Source organism: Archangium primigenium (genome assembly GCF_016904885.1).
Classification (GTDB): domain Bacteria; phylum Myxococcota; class Myxococcia; order Myxococcales; family Myxococcaceae; genus Cystobacter; species Cystobacter primigenius.
In genome coordinates, this window is sequence record NZ_JADWYI010000001.1 from 3,455,548 (window position 1) to 3,471,937 (window position 16,390).

Sequence of the window (16,390 nt, forward strand, 5' to 3'; positions counted from 1 at the left end):
GTCAGAACCTGGGCAGTTCCGTGTTGAGCATCACACGGGTCTGGGTGGTGTAGCGCACTTCCTTGCCGTTCTCGTCCAGGGTGGTGAGGGTGATGCGCACCCGCGTGGGCAGGATGGACTTCTTCTCCGTGCGGCGCGTGTCCCACTCGTCCTCCCACTCCTTGCGCTGGCTGTCCCAGTAGGCGAACTCGATCTTCTTGGCGCCCTCGAAGAGCACGTCCGTGGTGCCGCCGCGGTCCATCCGGTCGCCCACGTTGGGGTCCGCCCGGCGGATGAGGTCCGTGCGTCCTCGCGCGCCCGTCTCCGTGGACGTCTGGATGGAGTACTCCACCACGGCCTGGTCGGACTCCTTCACGTCCGCGTACAGGCGCTGGTGCGCGAAGGTGGTGAAGGTCAGCTTGTCCGACTCGCCGATGAAGTTGCTCGGCCGGTCGTTCTGGTCGCGGAAGCGCGACAGGTCATACCGGTCGCTCACGTACGCGGAGCCGATCTCCCGCGCCATGCGGTTCATGGCGGCGCGCAGCATGCGGTAGTGGTCCGCTTCCTCCTCCACCACCTCCTTGGCGCGAAAGCCCGTCTGGAAGGCCATGCTCACCATCGCGCCCATCAGCGCGGTGATGGCCACGGCGATCATGACTTCCAGCAGCGTGAAACCCCGGCGCATCGCGAAGCGGTTCATCAGCGCGACCCCCGCTGTCTGTCGTACTCCGGCCGCGGAACCAGGGGCTGGCCGGTCGCCGGGTCCACCCTGCGGCCATCCGGGCCGATGGTGGGGTTGGAGACCACCTGGCCCGTGGCCGGGTTCACGAACGCGTTGTTGTACGAGTCGGGCTGGCTGCCGTTCTGGGGCGTGAAGCCGCCGTTGCGGTCCGAGCCCGGGCCCAGGGACACCATGTGCGTCACCAGGTCGATGCTCTCCACCTGCGTGCCCTCGCGCCAGTACACCGTGAGGTGCAGCTCGCGCACCGTCTGGGTGATCTGCTGCACCATCTGCGTGAACATGGGCTGCGCCATGCCCATGGCCGCGCCCGCCATGGGGTTGGCGGTGGTCTGCGAGGGGCCGCTCTTGCCATCCTTGCCAGCGCCGCCACCGCCGAACATGGACGCGATGCCGCTCAGGTCCCCGCCCGTGCCGATGGGCAGGTTGAAGATGGCGCCGATGAGCTGCTCGGGCGACACGCCGTCGGTGCGCGGGGCGACGATCTTCGCGCGCCACTTGAAGTTGTCCCAACCCTCCTCGGAGAAGTCACCCGACTCCTCCTGGTCGTCGTTGGAGAAGCCCTCGTCGTAGAGCTTCTGCTCGAGGTCCGTCATCTTCGAGCGCGCCAGCAGCGTGGCCACGGTGAGCTTCTTGGAGTAGGCGTGGTTGGCCACCGCGCCGGAGTTGATGTCGAAGATGGCCATGAGCGCGAGCGCCAGGATGGCGAGCGCCACGACCGTCTCCAGCAGGGTGAAGCCGCGCGAGCGATTCATGAGCGGGGAACCTCCAGCGCCTCGCCGACGATGTTCACCTTGCCGGTGAGCGGCGAGAGCACGAGCGTCCAGACGTTGTCGCCCTGGCGCACGTAGACCTGGGCCTTCTCCGTGAAGCCCTGGGGGAAGAAGTAGAGGTAGGCCACGCCCTGATCGGCGGCCTCCTTCTGCTGGCGCGTCCACACGGACACGCCCACCCCGGCCGGCAGCTTCTGGGGCTTGATCTCCTCGGAGGTGAAGGCGGCGAAGCGCGCGGCGTTGTCCACCCGGCCCTCCTCCTGCGCCATCAGCTCGTCCAGGCCAGGCTCGCCATTGCTGCCGCGCGTGAAGTTGCGGCGCGTGTCCCGGGGCGCGTTGCCCTTGCGCACATCCTCCAGGGCACGGTCGTCCTCGCGCAGCATCGCGTCGCGGTCTCGCGCGGTGGTGACGTTGCCGGCGGCGCACTCGGCGCGGTAGCTCGTGACGCCGTCCTCCGCGCGGGGGTCCGGCAGCTCGAACACGAGCCGGCACGTCTTGCCGCTGAGCGCGGCGGTGTCGTAGAGCGAGCGGATGGTGCCCGCGAGCTCGGCCGCGGAGGCCTTCGCCTTGGCGCCGGTGATGGAGCCCACGGACACCGTCACGGCGGCGAAGAGCACCGCGGCGATGCCCAGCGCGATGCTCATCTCGATGAGCGTCATGCCGCGCCGCTTCATGGCGTGCCGTCCTGGACCCGGGCCTCGGAGCCCTGCTCGGTGTTGCGCAGGACGCCGCCGCTCACCAGGTCCGCCGCCTCGCCCTCGCCCCCGCGCACGCCGTCCGAGCCGTACGTCATGATGTAGCCGTTGCCCCGGTCGCTCATGCGGTACTGGTACGTCCGCCCCCAGGGATCCGTCGGGATCTCCTGGATGAGCCCCACCTGCAGGAGCGGATAGAAGTTCTCCGCCTGCGAGGGAAAGCGCCCGGTGATGCGGTGGAAGGACTTGAAGTAGCCCTCCAGGCTGCGGATCTCCGCGCGCGCCTGGCGCTGCAGCGGGCTGAGCGAGGTGTCGAACGTGAGCCGGGCGATGCCGAAGGCGCCCGCCGTGGCCGCGAGGATGACGCCCGCCACGATGAAACGCCCCTTGCGCGAGGGACGGGCCACGGGCTCGGTGCGCGGAGGGTGGGGGGCGGCGTGTTCGGGCGTCATGGGGTGTCTTCCTCGCGATGGGGACTGCTTGCTACTTCTGGGCCGCGGTGTCGCGCGACGAGATGTCCCCGTCGGGACCCTCGCCGCCCACGGTGCCGTCCGCGCCGTAGGACGTGATGACCGGCTTGCCGCCCTCGTTCATGTAGATGTACTCGTTGCCCCACGGATCGACCGGGATCTTCTCCAGGTTGTTCGTGTCCACCAGCGCCTTGAGGCCCGTGCCCGTGTCCGGGTACTTGCCCTTCTTGGTGTAGTAGAGCTTCATCGCGTTCTGGATGGTCTTGATGTCCATGCGGGCCGTGTCCTGCTTGGCCTCTTCCAGCTTGGGAATCACGGACACGCCCACCGCGGCCATGATCAGGCCGAGGATGGTGATGACCACCATGATCTCGATGAGGGTCATGCCGCGGCGGCGGCGCAGCTGCTTCGTCTTCTTGTCGCTCATGTGCATCCTCTCGTGACTTTTCGGCACGCCAGCGGGCCGTTAGCGGTGGCTTCCTGTCAAAATGTCCTGTGACGACGGCGGGCGGGGGGCATACAGCACCGCCCCCACCGTGAGCAGCGTCGCCGTCAGCACCAGCAGCGCCGCGAGGGTGACGCGCTGGATCCACCGGTCGAGCGTGTCATTCATCGCATGGACTCCTTCGGGTGTTACCGGATGGCCGAGTTGACCTGCAAGATCGGCATCAGGACCGAGAAGGCCACGAATGCAATCATCACGCCCATCACCACCGTGAGCAGCGGCTCGAGCATGGAGGTCAGCGCGCCGATGCGCACGTTGACCTGGTTCTCGTAGCTGTCGGCCACGGACATGAGCATGTCCTCGAGCTGGCCGGAGCGCTCGCCAATCGAGATCATGTGGTAGACGAGCGGCGGGAACTCGCCCGAGCGCTTGATGGGGGTGGCGATGCTCTCGCCCTCGCGGATGGCGTCCCGGGCCTTCTCCACCACGTCCGAGAGGATGGAGTTGGTCACCACCGCCTTGGTGATGTCCATGGCGGTGAGCAGGGGCACGCCGCTCTTGAGCAGGGTGGCGAGCGTCCGGGCGAAGCGCGAGATGGCCAGCATGCGCAGGAGGCCGCCGAAGATGGGGGCCTTGAGCGCGAAGCGGTCCCACACCGGCTTGCCCTTGGGGCTGCGGAAGTAGGACGTCACGCCGAAGAGGGTGGCCCCGAGCACCGGGAAGATGATGAACCACCAGTCCTGCAGGAAGGTGCTCACGAAGATGAGCAGCTGCGTGGTCCAGGGCAGGGTGGCCTTCATGGTGGTGAAGATCTTGGTCACCTTGGGAATCACCACCACCATGAGCAGGGTGAGGATGCCCACGCCCACGAGCACCATGATGGCCGGGTAGGTCATGGTGCCGATGATCTTCTGCTGCAGCTTGGACTGGCTCTCGGTGAAGTCCGCCAGGCGCAGGAGCACCGTGTCGAGCGCGCCCGAGTGCTCGCCCGCGCGGATCATGTTCACGTAGAGCGAGCCGAAGACCTTCTGGTGGATGCCGAGCGCGTCGGCGAGCGAGGAGCCCTCGTTCACGCGGCTCTTCACGTCCGAGAGGATGATCTTCAGCCGCTCCTTCTCCACCTGGTCCACGAGCGCGGTGAGCGCCTCCACCAGCGTCACGCCCGCGCCCAGCAGCGTGGCGAGCTGGCGCGTGGTGATGGCGATGTCGTCCGTGGTGATGCGGCCGCGCGCCATCTTGCCGAGGTTCACGTCCCGGTTGGCGGACGCGGCCTGGGCGCCCTTCATGACGTTGCGCCCACCCTCCGCCTGGCCGATGACCTCGGTGAGGAACTTGTTGTCCTTGCGCAGCTGGCTGCGCAGGGTCTTGGGGGAGTCGGCCTCCAACATCCCGCGGACGGTTTTTCCGGCCGCATCCAGGGCCTTGTATTCGAAGACGGGCATGGCGGGGGATCCTTAGGGGGTCCTCGGGGGGACGGGGCTCAGAGGTCTTCCTGGGTGATGCTGAGCACCTCGGCGATGGTCGTCTCGCCCAGGGCGATCTTCCGCGCGCCGTCATCCAGCAGCGTGCGCATGCCGTGGCCCACGGCGGCCTTCTTGATGGTGGAGGAGTCCACGTTCTTGAGCGCCAGCTGGCGCACGGTGTCATCCACGAGCAGCAGCTCGTAGATGCCCGTGCGGCCGCGGTAGCCGTTCTGGCTGCACGACGGACAGCCGGCGGCCTTGTAGATGCGCTCCACCCCGTGGCGCTCGCGCAGCGTCGCCCGGTTGAGGCCGATCTCCTTGAGCTCCTCGTCCGTGGGCGAGTACTGCACGCGGCAGTCCGGGCACACCCGGCGCACGAGGCGCTGGGCGAGGATGCCCGTGAGCGACGAGGCCACGAGGAAGGGCTCCACGCCCATGTCCACCAGACGCGTGATGGCGCTCGCCGCGTCGTTGGTGTGGACCGTGGAGAACACCAGGTGGCCCGTGAGCGACGCCTGGATGGCGATTTCCGCCGTCTCCTTGTCGCGGATCTCGCCCACCATGATGACGTCCGGGTCCTGACGCAGGAAGGAGCGCAGGCCCTGGGCGAAGGTGAGGCCGATCTTCGGGCTGATGGCCATCTGGCCAATGCCCTTGAGCTGGTACTCCACCGGGTCCTCGACGGTGAGGATGTTGAGGTCCGGGGTGTTGATGCGCGAGAGCGCGCCGTAGAGCGTGGTCGTCTTGCCGCTACCGGTGGGGCCCGTCACCAGCACGATGCCGTGCGGCCGGCGGATGACGTGCTCCATCTGCTCGAGCATCTGCGCCGCCATGCCCAGCTCGGTCAGGTCCAGGAGCGTCGTGTTCTTGTCGAGCAGACGCATGACGATGCGCTCGCCATACGTCGTGGGGATGGTGGACAGACGGATGTCGATGTCGCGGCCGGCCAGCTTGATGCGGATGCGGCCGTCCTGCGGCAGGCGCTTCTCCGCGATGTTCAGCTGCCCCATGACCTTCACGCGGCTCACGATGGCGCTCTGGTAGCGCTTGGGCGGCTTGATGATCTCCTGCAGCACGCCGTCCACCCGGAAGCGCACCATCAGCTCGCGCTCCATGGGCTCGATGTGGATGTCGCTCGCGCGCTCCTTGGCCGCCCGGAAGAGGACCGAGTTGACGAGCCGGATGATGGGGGCCTCGTCGCCCTCGTCATCGAGGATGTCCTTGGCCTCGTCGATCTCCTGGGCGATGGAGTCCAGGTTCTGCGCGTGCAGCTCGTCCACGAGCTGCTCGGCCTCGTTGGTGGCGCGGTCGTAGACGCTGTTGATGGCGTCCGTGATGGTGGAGCCCAGCGCGATGCGCGGGTGCACGTCCTGGCCCAGGAGCATGCGCACGTGGTCGAGCACCGTCGTGTCCAGCGGATCCGCCACCGCGAGCACCACCGCCCCGTCCTCCTCGAACAGGGGGAGGATGCGCGCGCTCTTGGCGAAGTTGATGGGCACGCGCTTGATGACGTCCGCGTTGACCTCCTCCACGAAGATGCGCGCCAGGTAGGGCAGGTCCAACTGCAGGCCGAGCGCCTTGGCCACGTCCTCCTCGGTCAGGACCTTCTGGGCCACGAGGATCTCCCCGAGCCGGCCCCCCTTGTCGGCCTGGTGCGCGAGCGCCTCCTGGAGCTTGTCCTCGGACAGTCCGCTCGTGTGGCGGAGGATCTCCCCCAGCGGTCGGCCGCAGAGGTAGGCGGGGCCATGGGAGACGACCTGGGTGGCGTCCGCGCGGGGCGCGGAGAGGGGGGCATCAGCGAGCAGGCTCATGGGCTATCTCTGGTCTCCGGTGTCCGGCTGGAGGCGGAGCTCCTCGGGGTTCTCCGGGGGGGAGGGGGGCGCGACCACGGCGGGCTCGCCCGTGGGTCCTGGAGCGATGGAACCCGCGGAGGAGGCCGGGACTTCCCCGGTGCGCGACGACGGCGGGGAGGCGGGCGAGCCCATGGACGGTCCCAGGATGCGCTCACCGGCCTGGCCCGGGCCGCCGTTCTCCAGCTTCAGCTCCTCGTTGGAGATGACCCGCCGCATGCGGCCCAGCGGACCGCTCTTGCGCGCGAAGTCCACCGGCACGTCGTAGCCGGCCACCTGGCCGTAGAACTGCTCCACGAACTGCTGCCGCTCGGCCATCTTGCGCTGGAAGATGCGCCGGAAGTCCGACTGGTCCCGGATGATGTAGGGCGTGAGGAACAGGAGCAGGTTCGTCTTGGCCTTGCGCTGGTTGGTGGAGCGGAACAGGTGGCCGAGCACCGGGATGTCGCCGAGCACCGGCACCTTGGCCACCGACTCGATGGTGCGCTCCTGCATGATGCCGCCGATGACCACCGTCTCCTGATCCTTGGCGACCACGGTCGTCTTGGCGCTGCGCTTGGAGGTGGTGGGGCCGAGCACCGGATCCGTGGAGGCGATCTCCTCGGTCTGCTCGGTGATGGCCATGCGGATGAAGTCGCTCTCGTTGATCTGCGGCTTGATGGTGAGCTTGAGCTCCACGTTCTGGCGGGTGATGGGGGCATAGAGGCTGCCCAGACCGCCGAGCGAGCCGAGCAGCGAGCCCACGCCCGCCGTGCCGCCCAAGGCGCCGCCCAGGCCCGAGCCCGTGCCCAGCGACGTGGGGCTGAAGCCGGACTGGAAGGGCACGTTCTGGCCCACGGTGATCTCCGCCTCCTCGTTGTCGCTGGTGAGCAGGTGGGGCGTGGACAGCACGTTCACGTCCGAGCTCTGCTGGAAGGCGTGCAGCACGAGGCCGAAGGAGGGGATGTCGATGCCCAGCGCCTTGAGCTCCGGGATGACCGGGCCCTGCAGACCCGCGAGGAAGCCGCCGAAGCTGGCCAGGTTGGCGAGCGAGAAGGACGGGGGCAGACCGGAGGAGGTGTACTTGGTGCCCAGCAGGCCCGAGCCCGTGCCCAGCGGCGTGGCCAGCGAGTAGCCACTGTGCAGGTTCATGGCGAACTCGTTGTTGCGGTCCAGGTTGACCTCCATGATGACCGCCTCGACGAACACCTGCCGCCGCGGCTTGTCCAGCTGGCGGATGACCTTCACGAGGCTGCGGTAGTCGCTCTGGCTCGCGATGATGACGAGCGAGTTGGTGCCCTTGTCCGCGGAGATCTTCACCTCGCCGGAGAAGAGCTCGGCGCCCGAGCTGCCCGCGGGCCGGGGGATTCCCGGCGCGCCCGGCACGGGCACCGGCGCCCGGCGGCCACCGCCGCCGCCGCTGGTCGTGCCCTGCGAGAGCGTCTGCAGGGTGCTGGCGATCTCCTCGGAGTTGGCGTTCTCCAGCGGGTAGACGTTGATCTTCTCCGTGCCCGCGGTGGGCACGTCCAGCTCGCGCACCAGGCTCTGGATGCGCTCGAAGGCGGCGGGGCTGGCCACCACGATGAGCTTGTTGGTGCGCTCATCGGGGATCATCTGGGAGAAGGTCACCGGACCGCTCGCGCCCTCCTGGCCCGGCGAGCCCATCTGCGGCAGGGTCTCGCCCATGGAGCCGCCCGGCGGCGTCATCACCGCGGGGGTGCCCCGGGGGCCCCGGCCCACCTGGCCGCCACCCTGCGAGGCGCCCTTCTGCTCGAACAGCTTCTGCACCGTGGTGGCGATGTCCGCGGCCGTGGCGTACTGCACCTGGATGATGCGCACCTCGTCACTGGCCGAGCGCGTGTCCAGCTGGTTGATGAGGCGCTCGAGGCGGTGCACGTTGGCGCCGATGTCGTTGACGATGATGATGTCCGGCGGGTACGGGATGGTGTCGCCGTCCTTGGACACGAGCTGCTGGAGCACGCCGCGCAGCGGCTCCACTTCCACGTTCTTGATGCGGAAGATCTTGGTGATCATCTCCTCGCGCAGCGTGTAGGCGGTGTCGCTCTCGCCCACGATCTTGCCGGGGAACTGCTTGGCCGCGCGCTTGTCGACGATCTTGACGTAGTTGCCGACGGTGTTGGTGGCCAGGCCGTTGATGTCCAGCGCGGTGAGGAACAGGCCGTAGAACTCGTCCGAGTTCACCTCCAGGCGCCCGTTCTCCGGCCCGAGGATGGAGATCTTCCCCCGGATGTTCTCGGGCAGGATGAAGGTGCGGCACGTGGCGTCCGCCACCGTCTGCACCAGCTTCTCGATGTCCACCTTGTCGAAGTAGATGTTGTAGCGGGCGCGCCGACGCACTTCGTCGCACGTGGGCGTGGGCCGCACGCCATTGCTCGAGGGCTCGGCGCCGACGGCCCCGCCCCTCGGGGTGATCTGCCGGTCGGTGGGCGCGGCCTCGGGCTGGCCACTGAGGTTGCGGCGCTGGGCGAGCGCGGGCGGCGCCATGGCCAGGAGGCACAGCAGGAGCAGGCTGGACGAAAGCGTCTTCATGGAGGAGGGGGGTCCGGCGGGGTTAACGAATGGTGTAATTCTTGTGGACGGGCGAGCCGTTGCGCTCCAGATCGATCTCGATGCGCGAGGCTTCCTTGAGCTTGGTGTAGACCTCGAGCGCCTTCTCCGGGCTGTTGAGGTCAAAGCCGTTGATGCGCTTGATGACGTCGCCGTTCTGCACGCCGATCTTCGAGTAGATGGAGTCGGGGCGGATGGAGAAGAGCTTGAAGCCCTGCGCCTGGCCGTCCTTGAAGGCCGGCACGATGCGCGCCTGCATGGCCACGTCGCTGAGGTTGGCGAGCGTGCGGTCGATCTCCGCGCGCGGCACCTCGTAGTCGTTCTCGCCCACGGCGCGGATGCCGCTGCCGTTGACGTTGGGGGCCTGCACGGGCGGACCGTTGGGCAGCGGGGGCGGGGTGTAGACGGCCACCGCGGCGCCGTCTCCCGGCTGGCCGTCGATGAACTCCTTGCGGCCGTTGTTGAGGATGACGACGCGCAGCCGCTCGATGTCGAGCACCTCGGCGCCCTGGATCCGGTCGCCCACCATGTACGTGGTGGAGCGCTGGTTGTTCATGTCCTGGATGGAGGCCACGCTCCAGAACTTGTCGCTGGCCACCAGCGTGCCGAGCAGCTTCACGCGCAGGCTGCTCTTCACCGGATCCGCGTTGGGATCCAGCTGGGGCGAGGTGGGCTCGGCCACCACGGGATCCGGCTCGGGCACCTTGATGCCGGTGACGTCCGACATGCGCTTGAGATCCAGCGAGGCCAGCGTCTCGGTGGGCTGGGCCTTCTGCCGGGCCGCCACTTCGCCGGACGGCAGGGGCGTCAGCGCCGCCTCGACGAACAGGTTCACCGTGCGCGCCACCAGCAGCGCCACCAGCACGATGAACACCAGGTTCACGGTCCAGAAGTATTTGCGGAAGAAGAGTTCCATCACACGTCCAGGAAGGGCCTGCCCGGGATTGAGCAAGTGAGGTGCCATCCCCGAAGGGAAGCAGGCAACCCGACCCTTACAGCCAAGCCCTTGAAATCATTCCGGAATAAGCGGGCGCCGTGCGCGTGTCCGTCCCGTGCGGCGCGGCGTGGGACAAAATGTCAACGCACGGGTCGCGTGACTGACGCGCTGTCACTCGCCCGAGGAGGACGAGGAGGCGGGCGGAGCGCCGTCGGAGCCCGGCGTCTCGGAGGCCTCGCGCTCGAGCTTGCGGTAGATGGTGCGCGCGGCGATGCCCAGCAGGCGGGCCGCCAGGGTCTTGTCGCCCTTGGTGTGGCGCAGGGTCTCGTGGATCACCCGGCGCTCGACTTCCTCCATGGGGGTGCCGATGGGGATGACGAGTTGTCCGGCCGAGCCGAGGGGGCCCTTGCGCACGGTCTCCGGCAGGTCGTTCACCTCGAGGATGTCCCCGCGGGCGAGCACCACGGCGCGCTCCACGGCGTGCTCCAGCTCGCGCACGTTGCCCGGCCAGGCGTAGTTTTCCATGGCCGAGAGGGCGTCCGGGGAGAAGCCGCGCAGGGCCTTGGCGTTCTTGGCGGCGAAGCGGCGCAGGAAGGCGTCCGCCAGCAGGGGGATGTCCTCGCGGCGCGAGGCGAGCGCGGGCACGCGCACCTCCACCACGTGCAGGCGGTAGTAGAGGTCCTCGCGAAAGCGCCCCTCGGCCACCTCGCGCACCAGATCCTTGTTGGTGGCGGCCACGATGCGCACGTCCACCTTCACGGTCTGCGTGCCGCCCAGGCGCTCCAGCTCGCCCTCCTGGAGCACACGCAGCAGCTTCACCTGGGCGCTCAGGGGCATCTCGCCCACCTCGTCGAGGAAGAGGGTGCCGCCGTGGGCCCGCTCGAAGCGGCCCTCGCGGCGGGACACCGCGCCGGTGAAGGCCCCACGCTCCACGCCGAACAGCTCCGCCTCCAGGATGCTCTCGGGCAGGGCGCCGCAGTTGATGGCGACGAAGGCCCCCTTGGCCCGCGAGGACTGCTCGTGCAGGGCGCGCGCCGCCAGCTCCTTGCCGGTGCCGGACTCGCCCAGGAGCAGCACGGTGGCGGTGGAGGGCGCGGCCTGGCGCAGGGTGTCCATCATCGCCCGGAAGGCGGGGGACTGGCCCACCATGGCGCGCCCGCCCGGGCCGCTCATCTCCGCGAGCTTCGCCTTGAGCACGCGGTTTTCCGCCGCCAGGTCGTGCTTCTCCAGCGCCTTCTGCACGGCCTTGACCAGGGCGTGGCGCTTGAGCGGCTTGGTGATGAAGTCGTAGGCGCCGTCCTTCATGGCCGCCACGGCCGTCTCCACCGTGCCGTAGGCCGTCATCAGCACCACCTCCACGTCCGGGCGGATGGTGCGCGAGGCCTTGAGCAGCTCCTGCCCGTCTATGCCGGGCATCATCAGGTCCGTCACCATGACGCTCACCTCGGGCCGGCGCAGTCGCTCCAGGGCCTCCGTGCCGTTGTGGGCGGTGAGGGTCTCCAGCCCCTCGCGCTGGAAGATGCGCGCGACGGAGTCCAGGTTGGCTTGATCGTCATCGACAACGAGGACGGTGGGAGTGGGTGTCGTCATGGCGGGGCCCAGGCCATGCAATCCCTATTCCGTTTCCTCGCCGCCCAGGAGCGGGCCGCTCATCCGGCCGATGTCCTCCCGGTCGACCTTGTCCAGGTTGAAGCGGCGCGCGGCGGCGAGCAGCTTCGTCACCGTGGGGTCGAACTCGACGGGGCCCTCCTTCTTGAAGCGCAGGAAGTTGATGCGCGCCACGACGAAGTTCTTGAGGTAGGGGCTCTGCAGCCCGCGCGCCTTGAGCCCCTCCACCACGTGGCCCACGGCGTCGTCCAGCTCCAGGAGCCGGTCCGCGCGCGCCTCGCGCTCCGCCAGGGCCTCGGTGAGGGGCAGGGGGAGGAAGGACTCGGCGCGCTTGACGAAGGGCTGGTAGGCGCCGCCGGAGAAGCGGGGCCGCTTCTCGTAGGCGGCCCCGAGCGTGAGGAAGGCGGGCTCCTCGAACAGGTGGCCGAAGTCCACCTCGCGGCCGGTGCGCGCCCCCGTCAGGCCGCGCAGCATGCGGATGACCTCCAGCGAGCGCTCCTTGAGGTTGTGCGCCTTCTCCGTGTTGAGCGCGAGGATCTGATAGGCCACGTCCTCCTCGGGCAGGACCAGGGCCATGATGGTGCGCGCCCCGAGCAGCTTGGAGGCCTGGAGCCGGTGGTTGCCGTTGGGCGTCCAGTACCGGCCCTCCTTGCGGATGGCGATGATGGGGTCGAGGAAGCGGTCCAGCCGCTCCATGGCGGAGGCGAGCCGCTTGACGTGGGGCTCGGACACGTCGCGCTGGTAGGGCGTGGGCTCCACCTTGTCGATGGGCAGGGCGGCGAACACCACCGTGTGCCCGCCGAGCGGATCCCGGTACTGGCCGAGCACCTGGGCCCCGTCTTCCAGCAGCCCCTGGACGAGCTCGGGCGCGGGCGCGTGGGCCTCGCTGGCCACCTCGGCGGGGGTGAGGCCCCGCGAGGACGGCTCGGCCTTCTTGCGCCGGGGCTTGCGCGGCGCGGTGCTGGCGGTCTTGCTGGCGGTCTTGCTGGCGGTCTTCTTGCGCGGCGTCTTCGCGGCCATGGTCGGGCTACCTCTCGGCGGAAGGGGCGGGTGCCAGGGGAAGGATGATGTGGAAGGTGGTGCCGCCCCCCGGGGTGTCGGAGACCTCGATGCGGCCCGCGTGCGCCTCCACCACCTCGCGCGCCACCCAGAGCCCCAGGCCCAGGCCGCCATAGTTGCGGGCGGACACGGCGCGCTCGAAGCGCTCGAAGATGCGGGCCTTGTCCTCGGGGCGGATGCCCAGGCCGTGGTCCACGAAGTCCAGGCGGGCCTGGCCGTCGCCGCCGCGCAGCCGCACCTCCACGGTGCGCCCCGCGCCGAACTTGAGCGCGTTGGACATCAGGTGGTGGAAGACCTGCGAGAGCCGGGGCGCGTCGAAGTCCCCCCGGGCGGGGCCCTCCATGCGCACCGAGAACTCCGTGCCCGCGCGCCGCGCCTCCTCCTCGGCCAGGGGGAGGGTCTCTCCGAGCAGCTCGGCCAGGTCCACGGGCGTGCGCGCGAGCGAGAGCTGCCCGCTGGTGATCTGCGACACGTCGAGCATCAGGTCCACGAGCGAGGCGAGCCGACGCACGAAGCGCCGGGCCCGCACGAGCCGCTCCACGGCTTGGTGCTGCGCGCTCTCGCGCAGGCCCCGCTCGGCGATGTCCAGGTGCAGCTGGAAGGTGGCCAGGGGCGTGCGCAGCTCGTGCGAGGCCACGGACAGGAAGTCGTCCCGGGCCTGGATGGCCTCGGCCAGGTTCTCCCGGTGGGCGCGCTCGCGCGTCACCTCGCGGCGCATGCGCACCAGCTCCAGGTTGGAGCGCACCCGGGCCAGCAGCTCCTGGGCGGAGAAGGGCTTGACGAGGTAGTCGTCCGCTCCGGCGTCCAGGGCCTCGAGCATGGACTGCTCGCCGGCGCGCGCGGACAGCAGGAGGATGGGCAGGTGCTGGGTGGGGCTGGCGCTGCGCAGGGCCCGCAGCAGGCCCACCCCGTCCAGGCGCGGCATCATCACGTCGGTGAGCACCAGGTCCGGCGGACGGGCCAGGGCCGACTCCAGCGCCGCCTGGCCGTCCTCCACGTCCTCCACCTCGAACTCCTGGGCCAGCACCCGGTGCACATAGCCGCGCATGTCCGCGTCGTCGTCCACGAGCAGCAGCCGCCCGAGGCGCCGGGGGGGCTCGGTGGGGTCCGTCGATCCGGCGGGGAGATCCCGCCGGGTGAAGCGCGTCACGTCCTCCACCTGGTGCACCACGTAGAGCAGCTGGCCCGCGGCGTCGAGGATGGGGGTGTTGCGCGGGCTCCAGTAGCGCTCCTCGACGCCGCCGCCCTCGGCCTCGGGCCGGGGAATGTTGTAGCGCTGCACGTCCATGACGTCCGGCTCCCGGGTGCGCAGCACGCGCTCGAGCGAGGCGCGCAGATGCACGGCCACCGAGGCGGTGTCCTGCTCGGCCGACTCGCCCCAGAACACCTCGAAGACGTTGCGGCCCACGAGCTGCTCGCGGCGCATGCGCACGGCGCGCAGGTAGGCGTTGCTCGTGGCGACGATGTCGAAGCGGGGGGTGAGGACGAGGCAGGCCGCGGATCCCGCCTCGAAGAGGGCCTGGAAGTCCAGGGTCGACGGGGACGACGGTGCGCTCATGGATTCGGGCTCGTGCGAGGGAGGAACTGCCGGTGCCAGACACCTCATGCTTCCGCATCGCACGATGGGAGTCATCCCCTTGTTGCGCCGTGTCGAGCCCCATCCCCCCCGGGTGTGGACTGGTGGCCAACCCGACCGTCCGGACGCGTGCCGCCGGGGATGATGCGTCGCGTCATGGCGGGGTTGCACCCAAGGGAGGTTCGCCAACGTAAGATGCGAGGCCGCATGCCTCCCCCCAGCCGCCCGCCCTCCCGTAGACCCTCATCCGACGCCCAGGGACACGAGTCGCAGGACAACACCCGCATCCGCTCGGCGCTGCGCGCGCCGACGGCCGAGGAGGAGGAGCCGCGGTATCCGGAGGCGGGGGAGGGCGGTGACGAGGACTTCGACGAGTCGGAGCTGCAGGACGACAACTCGGAGTCCACGCGGGCCGGCCCTCCGCTGACGATGGAGATCATCGAGGGGCCCAACCAGGGCCGGCGCAAGCGCTTCCAGGGCGTGCGCATGGTGATTGGCCGGGGGCAGGACTGCGACTTCATGCTCGAGGACCAGTCGGTGTCGCGCCGGCACGTGGAGCTGGTCTACGGGGGCGCGAGCGGGGTGATGCTGCGTGACCTGGTGAGCGGCAACGGCACCCGGGTGAACGACGAGCGCGTGGAGGACGTGCTGCTCAAGCACGGGGACGTCATCCACATTGGCCGCACGAAGCTGCGCTTCATCGACGAGCTGGAGCGCATCAAGCTCAAGCGCCAGGCGGTGGAGGAGGCCGAGCGCAAGCAGAAGGAGGAGGACGCGCAGGCGGAGCGCGACGCGCAGGAGGCCGCCGAGGCCGCGCGCAAGGCGGAGGAAGAGGCCGTCGCCAAGGCCGCGGCCGAGGCCGCCGCCGCGGAGGCCGCCGGCGCGCAGGACCCCTCCACGGTGAAGATGGGCACCCCGGTGCCGGGCACGGACGGGCAGACCCAGGTGCGGGCGCTGCGGGACATTCCCCGGCGCGCGGCGGGCAAGAACGATCCCATGCGCCTGATGGTGGCGGGCGTGCTGGTGGTGGTGCTCGCGCTCATCGGCCTGGGCACGCTCTTCATCAAGCGCGGCCCGCCCCCGCCTCCTCCCCAGAGCGCCAAGAAGCTCCGGGCGCAGAACCTGTTGCAGGAGGCGCGCGCGGCCTTCCGCGCGGGGGACTACGCGGAGGCGGTGGACCTGGCCACCCAGGCGGACACGCTCTTTCCGGGCGTGAGCACGGATGGCTTCCTGCAGGCGGCGCGCGCGGAGCTGGCCGTGGTGGAGGCGTTCGCGCGGATCCGCACCCTGCTCAACCAGGGCCAGTTCGACGACGCGGCGCGCCTCCTGGACGCCACGCCCCACGGCACCGCGCAGAGCACCGAGGAGACGCGCGCGAAGCTGGAGACCGAGATCGCCGAGGCACGGCTCACCCATGCGATCCGCCAGGTGGAGGCGGCCCTGGAGGCACGCGACCCCAAGACGGCGCGGGCGCTCATCGCCCAGCTGCCCGTGGACCAGCAGGTGACGTACCTGGGCCGGGTGGCGGAGCTGGAGGACCAACTCGCCCAGGAGGCCACGGACTCGGCCACCCGGGACCGCAACCAGCGGGCCGCCGCGGCGCGCCGGGCCCAGGAGCAGCGCGCGGCGTTCATCGTCGCCGCCTTCGGCACCGTGCAGCAGCGCTTCGAGTCCGGCGACTACTCGCGCGCGGCGCTCGAGTGTGACCGGGTCATCGAGAACAACGCGGCCGACAAGGAGATCCGCGACCGGGCCCGCGAGCTCAAGAAGCTCATCCCCGAGTTCTCGCGCTACTACCAGGACGCCCAGCGCAAGCTGGCGGCCAACTCGCTGGAGGCCGCGGCGCGTCCCCTGCGCACGGCGTCCGACCTGTACCGGCGCATCGGCTTCGTGGGATCGCTGGCGGAGACCATGAACACCCAGCTCGCGCGCACCTCCGTGGTGGCGGGCAAGGCCGCCCTGGGACGCAACGAGCTGGAGGGCGCGGCGGGCTTCTTCAAGGAAGCGCTGCGCCTCAACCCGGGGGACTCCGCCGCCCAGGCGGGCCTGGACGGGGTGCAGGACCGGCTGGAGACGGCGTTCCGGCAGGCCTACATGCAGCGCGATCGGGACCCGGAGCGCTCGCTGGAGACGTTCCGGATGATTTCCCGGCTGGCCCCGGAGGGCTCGGACGTGAAGAGCCGGGCGGACGCGCAACTTCAAGAGGTGGTGCCCTAGCCGGGTGCGGTAGGGTGGTGGCTCGCAATCCG

14 protein-coding genes are annotated in these 16,390 nt (G+C 69.7%); 1 reads left to right on the forward strand and 13 read right to left on the reverse strand.

The genetic code is table 11. The annotated features are described in order from the left end of the window. Nucleotide 1: 1 nt before the first annotated feature. The 13 genes from I3V78_RS14380 to I3V78_RS14440 all read right to left on the reverse strand — a co-directional run bounded on the left by I3V78_RS14380 (nucleotide 2) and on the right by I3V78_RS14440 (nucleotide 14,123). A complete protein-coding gene (locus I3V78_RS14380) occupies nucleotides 2-679 on the reverse strand; it encodes a prepilin-type N-terminal cleavage/methylation domain-containing protein (protein WP_420840419.1) in 678 nt (225 codons plus the stop codon). After that, nucleotides 679-1,473, reverse strand: coding sequence for a prepilin-type N-terminal cleavage/methylation domain-containing protein (locus I3V78_RS14385; RefSeq protein ID WP_204488208.1), 795 nt, complete (start codon nucleotides 1,471-1,473; stop codon nucleotides 679-681). Before I3V78_RS14385 ends, I3V78_RS14380 begins: the two co-directional genes overlap by 1 nt. Next, entirely contained in the window at nucleotides 1,470-2,165 is a 696-nt protein-coding gene (locus tag I3V78_RS14390; RefSeq protein ID WP_204488210.1) for a pilus assembly FimT family protein, read from the reverse strand. Before I3V78_RS14390 ends, I3V78_RS14385 begins: the two co-directional genes overlap by 4 nt. Beyond that, on the reverse strand, nucleotides 2,162-2,638 hold the full coding sequence (locus I3V78_RS14395) for a type II secretion system protein GspG (protein ID WP_204488218.1): 477 nt from the start codon (nucleotides 2,636-2,638) through the stop codon (nucleotides 2,162-2,164). The genes I3V78_RS14390 and I3V78_RS14395 overlap by 4 nt, the downstream gene beginning before the upstream one ends. Nucleotides 2,639-2,669: 31 nt before the next feature. Continuing rightward, nucleotides 2,670-3,089: a type II secretion system major pseudopilin GspG gene (gene gspG / locus I3V78_RS14400; protein ID WP_204488220.1), complete on the reverse strand. Its 420-nt coding sequence runs from the start codon at nucleotides 3,087-3,089 to the stop codon at nucleotides 2,670-2,672. 33 nt (nucleotides 3,090-3,122) lie between these two features. Then, a complete protein-coding gene (locus I3V78_RS14405) occupies nucleotides 3,123-3,269 on the reverse strand; it encodes a hypothetical protein (RefSeq protein WP_204488222.1) in 147 nt (48 codons plus the stop codon). Nucleotides 3,270-3,289: 20 nt separating this feature from the next. Further along, the gene (gene gspF, locus I3V78_RS14410) at nucleotides 3,290-4,543 is read right to left on the reverse strand and encodes a type II secretion system inner membrane protein GspF (protein WP_204488224.1); all 1,254 of its coding nucleotides are present in this window, start codon (nucleotides 4,541-4,543) and stop codon (nucleotides 3,290-3,292) included. Nucleotides 4,544-4,581: 38 nt separating this feature from the next. Then, nucleotides 4,582-6,375, reverse strand: a complete 1,794-nt coding sequence (gene gspE, locus I3V78_RS14415) for a type II secretion system ATPase GspE (RefSeq protein WP_204488226.1) — start codon at nucleotides 6,373-6,375, stop codon at nucleotides 4,582-4,584. A 3-nt stretch (nucleotides 6,376-6,378) separates the two neighbouring features. Beyond that, nucleotides 6,379-8,943 carry a type II secretion system secretin GspD gene (gene gspD, locus I3V78_RS14420; protein ID WP_204488228.1) on the reverse strand — a complete coding sequence of 855 codons (2,565 nt, stop codon included), beginning with the start codon at nucleotides 8,941-8,943 and terminating at the stop codon, nucleotides 6,379-6,381. Between the two features lie 22 nt (nucleotides 8,944-8,965). Further along, complete coding sequence (gspC, locus tag I3V78_RS14425; protein ID WP_204488230.1) at nucleotides 8,966-9,877, reverse strand: type II secretion system protein GspC; 912 nt, start codon at nucleotides 9,875-9,877, stop codon at nucleotides 8,966-8,968. Between the two features lie 192 nt (nucleotides 9,878-10,069). Then, nucleotides 10,070-11,488 (reverse strand): sigma-54-dependent transcriptional regulator, encoded by a 1,419-nt coding sequence (locus I3V78_RS14430; protein ID WP_204488232.1) that lies wholly within the window; start codon nucleotides 11,486-11,488, stop codon nucleotides 10,070-10,072. Between the two features lie 24 nt (nucleotides 11,489-11,512). After that, nucleotides 11,513-12,526, reverse strand: coding sequence for a ParB/RepB/Spo0J family partition protein (locus I3V78_RS14435; protein WP_204488234.1), 1,014 nt, complete (start codon nucleotides 12,524-12,526; stop codon nucleotides 11,513-11,515). Nucleotides 12,527-12,533: 7 nt separating this feature from the next. Then, a complete protein-coding gene (locus I3V78_RS14440) occupies nucleotides 12,534-14,123 on the reverse strand; it encodes a sensor histidine kinase (protein WP_204488236.1) in 1,590 nt (529 codons plus the stop codon). Between the two features lie 225 nt (nucleotides 14,124-14,348). Between I3V78_RS14440 and I3V78_RS14445 the strand changes: the two genes are divergently transcribed. Next, entirely contained in the window at nucleotides 14,349-16,358 is a 2,010-nt protein-coding gene (locus tag I3V78_RS14445; protein WP_204488238.1) for an FHA domain-containing protein, read from the forward strand. Nucleotides 16,359-16,390: the final 32 nt, after the last annotated feature.